Annotated in this window: 20 protein-coding genes; 11 read left to right on the top strand and 9 right to left on the bottom strand. The window is 39.8% G+C overall.

What is annotated here, in order from left to right; genetic code table 11:
• Nucleotides 1-6 precede the first annotated feature (6 nt).
• Both KDU71_RS07795 and KDU71_RS07790 read left to right on the top strand, forming a co-directional pair.
• Nucleotides 7-945, top strand: coding sequence for a mechanosensitive ion channel family protein (locus tag KDU71_RS07795; RefSeq protein WP_244828278.1), 939 nt, complete (start codon nt 7-9; stop codon nt 943-945).
• 56 nt (nt 946-1001) lie between these two features.
• Nucleotides 1002-1889: a DUF3078 domain-containing protein gene (locus tag KDU71_RS07790; protein WP_212189364.1), complete on the top strand. Its 888-nt coding sequence runs from the start codon at nt 1002-1004 to the stop codon at nt 1887-1889.
• Nucleotides 1890-1939: 50 nt separating this feature from the next.
• On the opposite strand, the gene KDU71_RS07785 is transcribed toward KDU71_RS07790, so the two are convergent.
• The gene (locus KDU71_RS07785) at nt 1940-2149 is read right to left on the bottom strand and encodes a DUF3820 family protein (protein ID WP_212189363.1); all 210 of its coding nucleotides are present in this window, start codon (nt 2147-2149) and stop codon (nt 1940-1942) included.
• A gap of 184 nt (nt 2150-2333) precedes the next feature.
• On the opposite strand from KDU71_RS07785, the gene KDU71_RS07780 reads away from it, so the two are divergent.
• Together KDU71_RS07780 and KDU71_RS07775 are read left to right on the top strand one after the other, a co-directional pair.
• Nucleotides 2334-4751, top strand: a complete 2418-nt coding sequence (locus KDU71_RS07780; protein WP_212189362.1) for a S9 family peptidase — start codon at nt 2334-2336, stop codon at nt 4749-4751.
• Nucleotides 4752-4806: 55 nt separating this feature from the next.
• The gene (locus tag KDU71_RS07775) at nt 4807-5559 is read left to right on the top strand and encodes a creatininase family protein (protein WP_212189361.1); all 753 of its coding nucleotides are present in this window, start codon (nt 4807-4809) and stop codon (nt 5557-5559) included.
• 82 nt (nt 5560-5641) lie between these two features.
• Here the strand turns inward: KDU71_RS07775 and KDU71_RS07770 are convergent, their stop codons facing one another.
• Nucleotides 5642-6691 carry a nucleoid-associated protein gene (locus tag KDU71_RS07770; RefSeq protein WP_212189360.1) on the bottom strand — a complete coding sequence of 350 codons (1050 nt, stop codon included), beginning with the start codon at nt 6689-6691 and terminating at the stop codon, nt 5642-5644.
• Nucleotides 6692-7006: 315 nt separating this feature from the next.
• On the opposite strand from KDU71_RS07770, the gene KDU71_RS07765 reads away from it, so the two are divergent.
• Nucleotides 7007-8233, top strand: a complete 1227-nt coding sequence (locus KDU71_RS07765) for a phage integrase SAM-like domain-containing protein (protein WP_212189359.1) — start codon at nt 7007-7009, stop codon at nt 8231-8233.
• On the opposite strand, the gene KDU71_RS07760 is transcribed toward KDU71_RS07765, so the two are convergent.
• From KDU71_RS07760 to KDU71_RS07730, 7 genes are all read right to left on the bottom strand, one after another.
• The gene (locus KDU71_RS07760) at nt 8211-8402 is read right to left on the bottom strand and encodes a hypothetical protein (RefSeq protein ID WP_212189358.1); all 192 of its coding nucleotides are present in this window, start codon (nt 8400-8402) and stop codon (nt 8211-8213) included. The two genes, KDU71_RS07765 and KDU71_RS07760, sit on opposite strands and share 23 nt — an antisense overlap.
• Before the next feature lie 20 nt (nt 8403-8422).
• Nucleotides 8423-9190: a hypothetical protein gene (locus KDU71_RS07755; protein WP_212189357.1), complete on the bottom strand. Its 768-nt coding sequence runs from the start codon at nt 9188-9190 to the stop codon at nt 8423-8425.
• Nucleotides 9190-9993 (bottom strand): DUF1566 domain-containing protein, encoded by an 804-nt coding sequence (locus KDU71_RS07750; RefSeq protein ID WP_212189356.1) that lies wholly within the window; start codon nt 9991-9993, stop codon nt 9190-9192. The genes KDU71_RS07755 and KDU71_RS07750 overlap by 1 nt, the downstream gene beginning before the upstream one ends.
• A complete protein-coding gene (locus KDU71_RS07745; RefSeq protein WP_212189355.1) occupies nt 9990-10406 on the bottom strand; it encodes a hypothetical protein in 417 nt (138 codons plus the stop codon). The genes KDU71_RS07750 and KDU71_RS07745 overlap by 4 nt, the downstream gene beginning before the upstream one ends.
• A complete protein-coding gene (locus tag KDU71_RS07740) occupies nt 10360-10749 on the bottom strand; it encodes a hypothetical protein (RefSeq protein WP_212189354.1) in 390 nt (129 codons plus the stop codon). The genes KDU71_RS07745 and KDU71_RS07740 overlap by 47 nt, the downstream gene beginning before the upstream one ends.
• A gap of 277 nt (nt 10750-11026) precedes the next feature.
• Nucleotides 11027-11332, bottom strand: a complete 306-nt coding sequence (locus tag KDU71_RS07735) for a hypothetical protein (protein WP_212189353.1) — start codon at nt 11330-11332, stop codon at nt 11027-11029.
• Nucleotides 11333-11350: 18 nt separating this feature from the next.
• Entirely contained in the window at nt 11351-11872 is a 522-nt protein-coding gene (locus KDU71_RS07730) for a helix-turn-helix domain-containing protein (protein ID WP_212189352.1), read from the bottom strand.
• 328 nt (nt 11873-12200) lie between these two features.
• Here KDU71_RS07730 and KDU71_RS23195 point away from each other — a divergent pair, with 328 nt between their 5' ends.
• Genes KDU71_RS23195 through KDU71_RS07700 form a run of 6 tightly spaced genes read left to right on the top strand, consistent with a single transcriptional unit; the run spans nt 12201 to nt 14964 of the window.
• On the top strand, nt 12201-12497 hold the full coding sequence (locus tag KDU71_RS23195) for a response regulator transcription factor (RefSeq protein ID WP_212189351.1): 297 nt from the start codon (nt 12201-12203) through the stop codon (nt 12495-12497).
• Nucleotides 12460-12696: an excisionase gene (locus tag KDU71_RS07720; protein ID WP_212189350.1), complete on the top strand. Its 237-nt coding sequence runs from the start codon at nt 12460-12462 to the stop codon at nt 12694-12696. Before KDU71_RS23195 ends, KDU71_RS07720 begins: the two co-directional genes overlap by 38 nt.
• A 10-nt stretch (nt 12697-12706) precedes the next feature.
• Nucleotides 12707-12910, top strand: a complete 204-nt coding sequence (locus KDU71_RS07715; RefSeq protein WP_212189349.1) for a hypothetical protein — start codon at nt 12707-12709, stop codon at nt 12908-12910.
• A complete protein-coding gene (locus KDU71_RS07710) occupies nt 12910-13104 on the top strand; it encodes a hypothetical protein (protein WP_212189348.1) in 195 nt (64 codons plus the stop codon). The genes KDU71_RS07715 and KDU71_RS07710 overlap by 1 nt, the downstream gene beginning before the upstream one ends.
• A gap of 5 nt (nt 13105-13109) precedes the next feature.
• Complete coding sequence (locus tag KDU71_RS07705) at nt 13110-14150, top strand: DUF1351 domain-containing protein (RefSeq protein WP_212189347.1); 1041 nt, start codon at nt 13110-13112, stop codon at nt 14148-14150.
• 7 nt (nt 14151-14157) lie between these two features.
• The gene (locus KDU71_RS07700; protein ID WP_212189346.1) at nt 14158-14964 is read left to right on the top strand and encodes a recombinase RecT; all 807 of its coding nucleotides are present in this window, start codon (nt 14158-14160) and stop codon (nt 14962-14964) included.
• Nucleotide 14965: the final 1 nt, after the last annotated feature.

The raw sequence follows: 14965 nt of genomic DNA, 5'->3' as shown, positions 1-14965 counted from the left end.
AACATTATGAATGTAAAAATACATTTCGAAACGCTAACATTTTCTAACTTTGGCAGAACATTAGCAGAGCTAAAATGTTTAACCACCAACTTTGATAGTAAACTTAACTTAAAAATTATGGAAGAATTAGGGATTAATGGATTTGACTGGAAACCCATTTATGATTGGGTAATAGCCAATGGTATCAGACTCCTGGCAGCTATTCTGATTGCCGTTATTGGACTTTGGATAATCAATAAAATTGTCAAAGGATTCAAGAAACTACTGGCAACCAGAGGTGTAGATGAAACACTTGTTCCATTTATCATTAGCCTTACATCGGTAACTTTAAAGGTACTGCTGTTCATCAGCGTTATTAGCTATCTGGGTGTTCAAATGACCTCATTTATAGCCATATTAGGTGCAGCCGGTTTGGCAGTAGGTATGGCACTATCAGGCACCTTACAAAATTTTGCCGGAGGCGTGATCCTGCTTATTCTTAAGCCATTTAAGGTGGGAGACTTTATTGAGGCACAAGGCCACACTGGACTTGTCAAGGAAATTCAGATATTCAACACTATCCTTACAACACCCGACAATAAAGTGGTTATTATACCAAACGGAGGCTTATCGACTGGGGCCATGACTAATTACTCTAAAGAAGAAACCCGCCGTGTAGACTTTGTATTTGGCATTGGCTATGATGATGACATCGATAAAGCTCGCAATATTATTATTGAGGTAGCCGGCAAGCAGGAGTTGATATTGAAAGATCCTGCCATTTTTGTTGGCGTGCTGGAACATGGTGATAGCTCTATTAATCTGGTCACACGTGTATGGGCCAAAACCAGCGACTACTGGACCGTTTATTTCTACATGATGGAATTTGTGAAGAAAGAATTTGACAAACAAGGCATCAGCATCCCATTCCCGCAAAGAGATGTGCACTTGTTCAATGAAAAATAATTATTAACCCATAAAGCTCTGTTAACCGGCAGAGCTTTCTACTTATTAATCAATTTATGAAGAAAGCATTAGGCATTGGCCTATTATTTATGGCGCTAACGGCCGTTGGTCAAACCGCTGAAAACGATACCATCAAACACTGGAAAATAGGTGGCACACCCTCATTTACCTTCAACCAGGTTTCACTAACCAACTGGGCGGCAGGTGGTAAAAACTCGGTTGCCGGTACTTTTTTGCTCAACTCGTATTTTAACTACAGCAAAAACAAAATCAAGTGGGATAATACCATTGACATGGGCTATGGTTTAACCAAGCAGGGCAGCGATAACATGGTTAAAACCGAAGACAAACTCTACCTGACATCTAAACTGGGCTACCAGGCCGATGGTAGTAAATGGTACTACACTGCTTTAATGGATTTTAAAACGCAATTTGATGTGGGTTACAGTGATCCGCCGGAAAACACCACCAAGCTATCGGAATTTATGGCTCCGGCATATCTCAACTTATCGCTGGGTATGGATTACAAGCCCAATGATAATTTCTCAGTGTACCTATCGCCACTAACCAGCAAGATGACGGTTGTACTGGACGACTCGTTATCCAACGCCGGTGCTTTTGGTGTGAAGGAAGGTGAAAATTTGCGCAGTGAATTTGGTGCATCTGCCAAATTGCTGGCCAAAAAAGCCAACATCGTGAAAAACGTGGATGTGAGCACCCGTTTGGATTTATTCTCCAATATGAAAAAGCCACAAAATATAGATGTGGACTGGGAACTGGCCTTTAACATGAAGGTTAATTCATTTTTAAGTGCTGTAGCTACATTTAACCTCATCTACGATGATGATATTAAGTATGTAAATGCTGCAAAAGAAGTGGAAGGACCACGCGTGCAATTCAAACAGCTCTTTGGCTTTGGCATAAGTTATAAGTTCGGACAATAAGTCGGACTAATCGGAGAGAAGCCTTGGTTAGATTATTAATCAAGGCTTTTTTATTTCCTTAGGGGCTTTAATAAATACTCCAGTCCGTTAAGTTTAATCTCGTAGAGCGTGTGCAACAGCATGCCCAGCTTTCCCTCCGGAAAGCCCTTGCTATGATACCAAACCAGATAAGGTTCGGGTAAATCGCACAATATCCAACCTTTATATTTGCCATATGGCATGCGCATGGTAGTTAACAGCAGTAGTAATTTTGAATCCATCTTCGAGGTTTATGCCTGCGAAAATACATTTTTCAAATGATTCTATTCCTTCAAGTGGCCATTTAAGCGCTTTTCAATTCCTTGAGTTGTACAGTAAAATATTAAACATTAACTTTTCTACTTTTTAAAACAACTAAATTAAATCTACACCCACTAATGGGGTCTAAACAAAAACTAAATGCAAATGAAACACCTATTGTTACTTTTAACCGGCATACTGCTGTGTGGCCTGACAGTAAGCGCACAAATCGACCTGACATATCAGGAACCTTCTGAAGAGATTCTCCAACTGGCGGATGTACCTCTGCCTCCCGGCACTTCCATAAACGACGATGGCTCAGTCATTGTTCTTTTCTACCGCAACCAATACAAAAGCATTGGTGAACTATCGGAGCAGGAAATAAAACTGGCAGGCATCCGCACCAATCCTGTGACCAACATTTCATCGCGCACCAGGTTTTCAAACACTGTTAAGCTGCAGAAAAAGAAAGAAGGCATTGTGGAAGTAAAAGGCATGCCTCAAAATGCGCGATTGGCCAACTTCTCCTGGTCACCTGATCAAAGCAAAATGGCATTCACGAACACCGTAAGCAATGGTACCGAACTATGGTACATTGATATTGCCACCAGCACAGCACATAAACTCACCGAAGCTAATCTGAACGGCAACCTGGGTGCGCCTTTCAGCTGGATGAAAGATAACAGTACTCTGATTGTAAAAACAATGCCTGCCAACAGAGGTCAGCTGGTTGATAAAGGGACTGCCATTCCGCAAGGTCCTGTTGTTTCAGTTAACGAAGGCCAAAAAGCCCAGAACCGCACCTACCAGGACTTACTGAAAGATAAGCTGGATGAAGAGAACTTCATTAAACTGGCAGAATCGGAGCTTAAAAAAGTGACCCTGGATGGCCAACAGGCTGACTGGGCACCAAAGGCCATTTATCGCAGCATCAATTTCTCACCGGACGGCAACTATGCCATTGTATCTATCATTAAGCAACCTTTTTCATACATAGTACCTTACCGCCGGTTTCCAACGGACTATATTTTAACCGACAAGGATGGCAAAAAATTCCAAACCATTGAAGAGGTACCACTAATTGAAGAACTACCAAAAGGTTTTATGGCCGAACGGACTGGTAAACGTAGCATCACCTGGCGCGATGACAAGCCTGCCACCTTGGTTTGGGCGGAAGTATTGGATAAAGGAGATCCGGAAGTAGAGGCTGAACACCGCGACGAGGTATTTGAATGGGCAGCTCCTTTTACCGAAGAACCAAGTTCTTTATTAAAAACCATTAACCGATTTGCCGGTATCACGTGGGGAAGCGATAATGTAGCCATGGCTTACGACTACTGGTGGAATACACGCAATACAAAAACCTATCTGTTTAATCCTTCAGATGCCAGCCAGCAGCCAGAAGTACTTTACGATCGCAACTATCAGGACCGTTATAATGATCCAGGTAGTTTTATTACCGAGCGTAATGAATACAACCGCGAAATATTGGTGATGGATAAGGGCAATGTTTACCTCGAAGGCGATGGCTATTCGAAAGAAGGTCAAAAACCTTTCATTGATATGATGAACCTGGGCACCAAAAAAGCAACCCGTTTATACCAGGCTGAAAACAAGGACAAGCTGGAAACCATCTCGAAGATTATTAATATTCGAAAAGGCGAAATCATAACACGCGTTCAGTCACCTACAGACTACCCAAATTATTATGCCCGCAATATTAAGTCGCGTAAGGCACCACGCCCGGTAACGCAATTCGAGAATCCGTTTAAGAGTCTGGAAGGCGTACACAAGGAGTTAGTAAAATATACACGTGAGGATGGTTTACCACTTTCGGGAACCTTATACTTACCTGCAGATTACGACATGAGCAACAAAGAGCGTCTGCCACTCATCATGTGGGCCTATCCAACTGAATATAAAGACAAACAAAGCGCCGGACAGGTAACAACTTCCGCCAACGAGTTTATCTATCCCTGGTATGGTTCACCAGTATTTTGGGTAATGAAAGGCTATGCCGTGCTGGATGACGCCTCCTTCCCTATTGTTGGTGAAGGTGATGAAGAGCCTAATGACACCTTCGTACCGCAATTGGTAGCCAATGCCAAAGCCGCCATCGATTACCTGGATGAGCAAGGCTACATTGACCGTGAGCGAGTAGCTGTAGGTGGCCATTCGTATGGCGCCTTTATGACAGCCAACCTGCTAACTCATTCTGATCTGTTTGCGGCTGGAATAGCACGCAGCGGCGCCTACAACCGCACGCTTACGCCTTTCGGTTTTCAGAGTGAAGAACGCAACTACTGGGAGGCACCAGACATTTACAACACCATGTCACCATTTATGAATGCCAGCAAAATGAAGCATCCACTCCTATTGATTCATGGTGTGGAAGACAATAACTCTGGCACCTACACCATGCAAAGTGAACGTTATTTTAATGCACTTAAAGGTTTGGGAGCCACCGTTCGTTTAGTGCTGCTGCCATCCGAGAGTCATGGCTATCGTGCCCGCGAATCGGTATTACACATGCTATGGGAGCAAGATCAATGGCTTGAAAAGTATGTAAAAAACAAACAATAGACTATCTTAAGAGCTGCTTTATCAAAAGCAGCTCTTAATTTTTAATACCAAACATATGCAACTAGCACAGCTTAATCTTCAGGACATAAAAAAGCACCGCTTTGATTTGGCAATTCTACCCTGGGGTGCCACCGAAGCCCATAACTTTCATTTGCCTTATGGAACAGACAACTATCAGAATGGTGTGATTATTAACCAATCGGCACAACTGGCCAACGAGCGGGGAGCTAAAGTACTCGTCTTACCCGAAATACCGTTTGGGGTTAATACGGGGCAAACCGATATTCCTTATGTCATTAACATGCTGCCCTCAACACAACAAGCAATTCTGAAAGACGTGGCCACATCGGTGTTTAAGCAATGTGATAAGCTACTGATTTTTAACGGACATGGAGGTAATGATTTCAAGACCATGATTCGCGAACTGGGGCTGCGGTTTCCCGGCAAGAAACTGGTGACCTGCAACTGGTTTCAGGCCCTGGAGGCAGACAAGTACTTTGCCCATGCCGGCGACCATGCCGATGAAACCGAGACCAGCTTAATGCAATACCTCTACCCTGAGTTAGTTCGCCCATTAAGCGAAGCCGGCAACGGCCAAAACAAGCTGTTTAAGGTGAATGCACTCAATCAAAAATGGGCCTGGGCCGAGCGCGAATGGACCAAAGTAAGTAACGATACTGGTGTGGGTAACCCGTCTAAGTCAACCGCTGAAAAAGGAGAGCGCTTCTTCAATGATCTATGCCAGGTAATTAGCCAGTTTCTGATAGACCTGTCCAAAACGTCAGTGGATGATTTCTATGGATATTAAACAACTAAAAACTAACACATAACAATAAGAATAACATCAAAAAGACATCAGCTGATGGATAACACCTAATAGCTTTTTGATGTTATTCTTCGTATTCAAAATAGAGCTTGTAGAACTTCAGTCCACGTTGAGAGTCAAATCCTTTTTCCATATATTGACGCTTTCCGTGCACATACACATGGAAGTTCTTATCGAGTTTCAATACCGATTTAAAATGTTTCTTCTCCGACTTAACGGCATCTTTGGAGATATCAAAACTATCCTGCAGAGGCATGCTCTTTTCCGATTCAAAAAAGCTTTTATAATCCTGAAAGGCATCTACCACTTCGGGCTGACGAATCACTTCCTTTTCAAACTCTTTCTCATCAAAGGCAGCATGTTTACTAAAATAATCCATCGAACGGTTGAGTAAATCCACCTGGTCAGGACGCTCCACTTCATTTTCATCATTAAACACCTCATCCACAAAGCCTTTACACATTTGCAGATAATTATTGGTGAAGTAGTAATTATCCTCACGCGGCTTTAAACCCAGGAAGTCATCTTTCCAGAAATGCGCCTCGTTGCCTTTATTGATATTGTCCACCGAACATATTTTGTAGCCCATACTCTTTTCGGTATTAAATACCAGGCAGCCCTTATCCAGCCTTTTAATATTAATTCCCTCTTGCGCGCCCAATTCAAAGTTATTATCGCGTAGCATCACTTTCAGGAAGGTATCTTTATTCTCAGATTTAAAAATACCGAGTGCGTCTACTATCTCGCCATCTACCACACAGTTATTAAACAATACCATATAAAATTCGCCTCCCTTTATCTTTGGGTGATTGGATTGCTCATACAGATGATTGGCAATGGCAATTGAGTTATCGTAAAACGAAGCCGGATTATTAAAAATGGTATCCACAAGGCCAAACATCAGGTTTTGTTCTACTCCATCATCGTGATGAAAATTGAAATAAGCCTCTGTCTTAAAAGGTTTAAAGAAGTATTGCTTTAGTACATCAATCACCATCTCATCATCGTGCAGCTGCAACTCACCCTTTGAAAAACGTAGCTCTTCAGCTTCGGCCCGGCAGCCAATATGATGCACTACAATGTGTTGAATGGTTGTTTGCGTAAAGTCAATCATCTTCCTTAAATTTATTCGTTTCGATTATTTCGGCTCACGAAAATAGTATTTTTCAAAGTTATTCTTGGTTGATCATTTAATTTTAAACTCAAAAAAACAGCTGCAATAACTCAAAGTATTGCAGCTGTAACCGTCCATGAAACGTTAACAACCTATTAATAACAGATAAACTAAATACGCTATACCCCCTTATTAACAATACTTTTAAAGAACACACACATAACTTCCCTTCAATTTTCACTTGCATTATTTTGCACATTTTTGCACTTTTGTATTGAAAAATGTGCAAAAGATGTGCAAGTAAACCAATAAACCATGGCCAAAGTATCATTGTATCTTGACACAAGATATAGCTCGAAAACAAAGGTATATCCGTTAAAAATTAGAATTTCCCACAAGGGAGCTAACAGGTATTTACAAACCGAATACACGTCAACAAAAGAAAATTGGGATAATAAACTTGCACAGTTTAAGAAAAAAACACCGGAAATACCCAACCTAAAAGCCACAAATTTAAAGCTGCAGAAGCTTATTATTGAGCTAAAAGAGACACTCTATGAAATCAAGCACATAAACCTATTGTCTGTTGATGATGTCAAAGAGCGAATTGAAGCCGTTCAAAATGGAGACCATTACAACCCCTCTTCTTTCACTCAATACTATAAGAAGCAAATCGAACTCATGAAGGCCAGACCTGGAAGAACATGGGGTATATATAAGGAGACTTTAAAAAGGATAAATAATTTCACTAATAATGAAAACATCAATTTTAATTCCATCAATAAGCATTGGCTAGAGACTTACGAAAATTGGATGGCGTCAAATGGCTATTCGCAAACAACGAGGTCTTTGGATTTTCGAAATATTCGGGCAATCATTAATAAGGCCTTAGATGAACCAACTCCACTTATTCCATTTGAGTTATACCCTTTTGGAAGAAGAGGATTTAAAATTCCCAAACCCAAAACCAAACACCGCAACTTGAGTTTGGACCACTTTAGAGCTATTGCACAATTTCATGCACCAGACCTTCAAAGTACAGAAATCGGAAGGGATGCTTTTCTGCTTTCTTTCCTTCTACAGGGCATTAACCCAGTAGATCTGTTTCACCTTAAGAAAGGCTGTATTCAAGGCGAGCGGTTGGTGTACGAAAGACGAAAGACTAAAAGGGATTATAGTATTAAGATCCATCCAATGGCCATGGATATCATAAAGAAACATCAAGGCAGTGGTGAAAGGCTGCTTTTTTACAGTGAACGGTATGCCAATAAAAATTCTATGGCCAACGGCTTCAACAAGAGCCTTGAGCGAATAACAAAAAAAATTGATATCCCTGTTTGTTCGATGTACCATGCACGACACTCATGGGCTACATATGCAGCAGAACTTGAAATTCCTAAGGAAACGATCGCTGCCGCACTTGGCCATGGGCAAAAAACCGTAACAGACATATACATCAATTTTGACCAGGAGAAAGTAGACAAGGCTAATAAAAAGGTGATCGAATATGCTTTCAATCTCAAGAAGAAGCAAAAGTCTTAAGCACCTCCATATTCTTCTGCATGTCTTGTGATGCAAAAATTAACTCATCCTCAAGCACCGAGCACCTATTTTGAAGCTCCTTGTTTAAGCGCTCCTTCATTAAAATAATGCGTTCAAGCTCCTTAATCTTTTGATTTTTGGCTTTCAGTTTATTAAAAAAATAACTCATGGTTTTGGTTTTAAATTGGTTTAATTGAGGCTAATGCCTCTTTTCAGATATCCATCTAGATGCTTTTTATACATTTTATCAGCGTTGTAAAACTTCTCTCCTGGGCGCATCGATAGCGCAAGTTTTGTAAAGCCATAATTAACCAGCTTTGACAATACGCCCATCATTTGCATTTGATTAATCTCATCAATTGAAATCTTGTGCTTTATCCTGCCATTCTCTTGCACGAAGAATATACCATCAGCAATCAGGCACTCTGGCAACCCCCGGGCTACTATCTCGACGATATTTTGAAAATCAAAATATGGGCATAGATGACACTTGGAAGATAGCACTTCACTACCTAGCTTGTCAAGTAGTGCATTCTTATCTATACGCCATACATCTTTATTGAAGGCTCCATATTCATAATAATTTCTTACTCCATCACGAACATAACGGCTTATCTTTATAAGCTTCTTGCAAGTCCATCCCTCTTTATGTGGATTTTGCCAGCAATACTTCTCGTCAGCATTATGACGCTCTGAGGCGCAGTCGTAAATGAATTTACTATTAAGGATGAACCGATACAACTTTACCGGCTCACCCCTATAATATGCCTTTACAGTTTTCCATTTGCAGATAATCATTAATAGATCGAAATAATCTTCATAAGCCGAAAAAAGATCATAATCTTCAATGGTTAGAATTAAAAGTTCTCTATCCTTAATAGCTCCATACCTGTGAGCTAATTCAACCACTTCAGCATAGCGCTTTGAGCGCGACTTATGTATTTCGATGCGTAACATTAAAACTTTCTTATGGCTCTAACTTGATAGACTCTGTCCTTGTAATATTTACCAGTCATTGCCTCTATCCTCACAAGATAAGCCGTTGTTTCATCAATCTCAGTTGAGCTCCAATACCCTCTTGAGTATTCATCAGTAAACTCAAACCCGCCAACAATCTTAAAATTGTCGGACAACAGTTCAAGTTCAGATTTAGACGGAAGATACCAATCATCATATCCCCCATGCTCATAGTTATAGCAAGCAGCCGCAGCAACCCAAGAATAATTAGCTTCTTTGACTATTGCTTCCGTATTCACCAAGCCATCCGTCGCACTGGTTGCCCCATATAACTTACCATAACCACTAAAGCCAAACTTCTTATCGCCTCCATTTACACAGTCCTCTTCTGATGCGATTAATCCATGCTCTCCGTCATCATCTAGCTTAAAAATAACACCGCCCTGATATTTATCACCTAACCTTAGCTGCAGACTAACCGCTCCATAATACATCTCCAACGGTTCATTATCGAAATATGCAATGATTGAAATGCCATGTTCGCCAGGTGGCACATCTATTGGCACGTATTCAACTTCATAGGGTGCCGAAATCTTAACTCCAATTAATTCGTCATCAAAATAAAATTCAACCTTATCAAGCCTTTCATCCGAAGACATAGCGTAAAGTTTTACAGGAACATGATTATATAATAGGCCCAAAGAAGAAGTATTCATAAACTCTATCTGATATGGCTCTTCTGTTTCCGAAGAGGAACACCCATAAACAAGAAACAACATCAGGCCAAACAGTAGTTTTTTCATTTTGCGGGAATTAAATTTGGTTTGATAGAATTCAAGACTTCCTCCATGGTGGGGTAAACTAAAATAGGTATGCTCCCATAGAGGCGTCTTTGAAATTCAAGTATAGAATATTGCGTATAAACGGAGTACGGCCGTACAACATGCAATTTATCTAACAGGCTCTTATTCGCAATTGATTCATATTGCTCGCAGGCCCAAACGATATCATTCTCGCTTACAGGCCCAGCAAAAGCAGAGTCAACAACCAGATGGTTGCAGCGCAGTTCGGTGTAGTATTGTAAAGACTTCAACATAACATCCCTGTACTCCGAAGAGGGCAGGAATTGCTTGTATCTCTTTACCAGAAGCGAAAGCGCTTCGTAGTATTCAAGGATCGCTCTTTTGCTCTCCCAAACTTTCCTTTTCTCGATCATTAGATGTCTGTTTTAGGGTTACTTTTTCTATATCCGAATGGGCTATATTGATATTTAGCCCTCGGATCTTTTCCATGACTGGTTCCCCCAAAAATTCACGAATAATCTTAATTTGTGTTTCACTGACAGTATTAAGTTCTAACTGATAATCAATAAGATTCCGAACAACATTTAGTTTTTCTTTCAGAAACCTATCTCTATCGTCTACGAGTTCAAGCTTTAATTTAAGTTGCTCTTCCCTCAGCTCAATCAAAGCTTTTTTACGTTCTAACTTAATGCGTTGACGCAGATTTAAATACCTGCAAATACCTAGTTTTAAGATTCCCTTCTTAAATAGTTTCATGACTATTTTCCCACATTATTTTCAACACAATGATCGTCTAGATGATGTCTGTTGCGTCACCTCCCTTCTTAATTAATTAGCAATAGTGTATATCTAATTATCCCGAATAATTATTTTTTCTCTCTAAGGCTTCGTATTTCCTCTTCCAGTTCATCAATACGTTTCCGTAAAAGTTCATTCTCCTTTTGGAGCTCTTTTTTACCTAACCTAACTTTCCCTAAGCTCTTTTCAATATAGGCCCCAATTTGACTGTCCGATATGACTATCCTATTGTTTATCATCGCAAGCCAAGCAATAAAAAGAATGCCACTATCAGCGAAATCACAAAATAAATCAACACAATAACCTTAACAACTCCTGTATTGCTTTGTATAGCCTTTAACTTCTCTCTTGTGTATTTATTGTGAAGCAATTCACTATAAAACATCAGTTCTGATTTCTTAACTTCAGATAGAGAGATTTTATCATCAGTTGTCTCTTTCGCATCTTCGAGAAAGTCTTCAAGCTTTTTTAACACCTCTACATCATATACACCTTCTTCATTCCTTTCAAAAAGGAGTGTTTTTAGTTTTTTTGCATTCATTAGGTTTGATTTGGTGGGTTATTTATTTTTCAATAGCTCTATAATTTCGTTTTTTGATTGTATTATCTCGTCTTTCGATTTAATAATTTCATCCTTTACATCAAGCTCCTTTTCAAGCCTTTTTATTGTCGCCAATAAAATCTTCAACCCACTATGCGATTCATCAGACATTCCATGAATAATTCTATTTAGCTCATCTTTATCATCAGGAATACTCTTTATGTCTTTTGAAATCTCAATTAATTCTTCAAAAACTTGTGTATTTATATCTCCAACATGACTTTCAATGTAATTTCCAATCTTATTATTATTAAATTCCCTCTTAAACACCTCTCCTTCGCCAGTCAATAAAAACAACTTATTAGTGCCTGGATACACTCTCAATATATCCTCCTGTATTTGGACTGATATACTCTTCGCTTGACCTCTAAGGATTTTATAAAGCTTTTCAGCCCTTTCATAACCAAGCTTTTCAGCCAACTCAGATGCACTTACTCCAAGCTCATCAAGAAATTTACTCAATATCTCTTCAGGTCTCATTATTTAGAACTATTCTAAACAAACAACTAATGTGTGCATTTTAACAAATTTAATTTGCATATATGCACACTTTGGTTGTATTTTCGATTTAACAAATACCAATAAACCATTTAAACCATGAATAACAACACAATAACAAGCAAACAAGACGTGTATTAATTCAAATTATTGGCTATTGGTTTAATTTAAATCTAATACAAAATTATGAAAACAAAAAACCTGACGTCAATCACTCAAAAGTGTGAAAACAACAATTCTATAGGATGACTCAAAGGGTCATTCACCAACTATATACAAAATAAACCAACAACAATGAATCGGGATAATCATGAAACTATTGACAGAAAGGGAGGAAGAAATAGCCATGCTAATCTTTCTCGGAAAATCGAACAAAGAAATCGCGGAGGTACTGTTCATCTCCATCGACACCGTTAAGACGCACATTCAGAAGGCTTTTGAGAAAACACAGAGTAAAAGCCGCACTGACCTCTCACGCGCCTGGTTAGAATGCACCTTCAACGTGCAATTCAGACGCTCTCCAAGCGACAATAAGTTGAAAATAATCAGAAACCTCAATACCACTAAACATGGCGAAGAAAGAAACTACAATTGTTTGCAATCTTGAAAAGAAGCAATGGCTCACCGAGCAAGAAGCAGCCATTTATCTTGGGATAGGTAATCACAATATGTTTCGTGAATGGCGCGAAAATCATGGTTTACCGTTCTACATCCCCAATGGTAAGAAGATTCTCTACAAGAGAACAGACCTGGACGCATTCGTCGAGCAATCAAGATGTTCAATTCCTGTGAGAGTTGCAGGCTAACACAATAATCATGCTCATCCAGAATACAGACCTGCACGATGCACCTTGGAGCACGCCCGAAAGGCTTTGGAATGAAGATCCAAAATGCCCCGAGTGCGAAGGAACCGATATCAAAGAGGATAAGAAGAGTGGCACATCATGGTGTATGGACTGCGGTTTTTACGATGAGACAGACACCTTTTATCCAATCGATTATTCTAAACCTCCACGATAATGAGTGAAGAAAAATTAACTGAAAAACTGACGATGATATCGTCACCGGACCACGGAATCTTGCGGATAGTCAACAGTGAAACAGGAATGGCTATCAGATACGACCTACAGGAGCACGATTTTGAAAAAGAGAAACAGATTATCAAAAACGGCATCCTGCGAAAAGTAAAGAAGAATCAAACCATTAATAACTAATAATCATGGAAGAAGTAAAGAGCTTAGAAATTAAGCTATCCCAAGCCCCAGTTATTCATCATGCACTAAATGAAATTGGAGCCAACGTTACGAAGAGATTGGTTGATTTAAACATAGACAACCTGGTGGCTACTGAAGATACTGTCAAGTCTCTTAAAACTCTTAGAGCTGACTTGAATAATGAACTTAAAAGCTTTGAGGAACAGAGAAAAGCTGTTAAAGGTGCCATTGCTGAGCCATATGAACGCTTCAATGAAGTGTATAAAAATGAAGTATCGACCAAGTATGCCGAGGCAATTGCCAAGCTAAAAGGCAAAATTGAAAGTGTAGAAATCACCTTAAAGGATGAAAAAAAGCAGAAAGTCGAAGCTTATTTCAATGAATTATGCGTGGCCTCTGAGATTGATTTTTTAACATTTGAAGATGCAAAAATCAATATCAATCTGTCTACATCACTTAAGAAGTATAAGGATGAATGCAATGCTTTTATTCAAAAAGTAGTTGACGACATCATATTGATTGAAGCGCATGATTTTTCGGTTGAGATAATGACCGAATACAAGAGAACATTGAATGCTTCGAAGGCAATCACAGAGATTGTCAACCGCAAACAGCGCGAAAAAGAAGAGACTCTTCGCCAACAGCAGCTTCGAACAGAAAAACGCAAAACTAAATTATTAAGCGTTGCTATGGTCTATCATGATCTGACTAAAACGTACAATTGGGTGCAAGATGAGGAGAATGTATTTATAACCCTTTCCGACGTTGAAAACATATCTGATGATGAATTTCTGTCTCGATTTGTAGAATTGGAAGCTAAGATTAAAGCAGCTATTGACGCAAAAAAGACAGAAGAAGCCCCCAAGGTGGAAAAGGTTGTCGAAAAAGAAACCTTAAAGGCCCCTAGTGTTGAAGCTCCACAACAGCAAACAGCACAGCCAGAAATGCTTGAAGCTAAGTTTACAGTAAAAGGCACGATGACGCAATTAAAGGCCCTCGCACAATATATGCGCGACAATAACATCGAATTCCAAACTATTAAATAACTGAATTATGGCTAAGACAAACACCCCTGCCACAACCAAAAAAGTTAGCATTGCAACTTTTTTGAACGCTCCTAGAACAGCAAATTTCTTAACTGAAACACTAAAAGAGCGAAAAACAGAGTTTGTAAGTAACCTTATCGCTATGTGTGATCAAGACGCTAAGCTTGCGGCCTGCGATCCTGCCGACCTAATGAAGTGTGCTATGAATGCCACATCATTAAATCTCCCACTTAATAAAAACCTGGGCTATGCCTACATCATCCCTTACAAAGATGTTCCCAGCTTCCAGATTGGGTATAAAGGCTTGATACAGCTTGCCATCAGAACCGGTGCTTATAAGTATATCAATGCAGTTGAGATACGCGAAGATGAATTGGAGCGCAATAAAATCACTGGCGAATTAAAGTTCTTGGGTGATCATCCGGACAATGACGTTGTTGGTTACGTGGCCTATTTAGAACTGTTAAACGGATTTAAGGCCTCGCTCTATATGTCAGAGGATCAAATCGAAGCTCACGCTCTGCGATTTTCAAAGATGTATCAGTCGGATAAGCAATACAAAACTAAGAAGTCAAAATGGAGTGATCCTGATGCTCGTCCGAAAATGTCATTAAAGACAGTATTGAAAGGTTTATTGGGTACTTATGGCCTTATGACCACTGATATGCAAACAGCTTTTGAAAGTGACAATGAGCATGCAGAACAAACATCGGGTGCCAGGTTTGAAGAAGCTGAGGTGATTCCTCAAAATGAACCTGCCGAGCCTGGCAACGGAGCGAATAACGGAAAAGTAGTAGATCTAAGCAACTTGTAAA

The organism is Carboxylicivirga sediminis, from assembly GCF_018156225.1.
GTDB lineage: Bacteria > Bacteroidota > Bacteroidia > Bacteroidales > Marinilabiliaceae > Carboxylicivirga > Carboxylicivirga sediminis.
Note: the sequence above shows the minus strand (reverse complement) of the source record. Positions and strands in the feature narration are given on the sequence as shown.